Source organism: Paraburkholderia sp. SIMBA_054 (assembly GCF_046534875.1).
In the GTDB taxonomy this organism is placed as follows: Bacteria; Pseudomonadota; Gammaproteobacteria; order Burkholderiales; family Burkholderiaceae; genus Paraburkholderia; species Paraburkholderia hospita.
Window position 1 is genome coordinate 1 of sequence record NZ_JAWRXV010000310.1, and the last position, 389, is coordinate 389.

A 389-nucleotide genomic window follows, 5' to 3' on the forward strand; every position below is an offset into this window, starting at 1 on the left:
GTGACGTCATCGTCTGCGCGGAAATGGACGAACAGTGGGGCTATGTCGGGGCTAAATCGCGCCAGCGCTGGCTGTTTTACGCGTATGACAGGCTCCGGAAGACGGTTGTTGCGCACGTATTCGGTGAACGCACTATGGCGACGCTGGGGCGTCTTATGAGCCTGATGTCACCCTTTGACGTGGTGATATGGATGACGGATGGCTGGCCGCTGTATGAATCCCGCCTGAAGGGAAAGCTGCACGTAATCAGCAAGCGATATACGCAGCGAATTGAGCGGCATAACCTGAATCTGAGGCAGCACCTGGCACGGCTGGGACGGAAGTCGCTGTCGTTCTCAAAATCGGTGGAGCTGCATGACAAAGTCATCGGGCATTATCTGAACATAAAA

1 pseudogene is annotated in these 389 nt (G+C 55.0%); it reads left to right on the top strand.

The features are described from left to right. Positions 1 to 389, top strand: a pseudogene (locus SB822_RS55250) (IS1-like element IS1B family transposase); the annotation flags it as partial.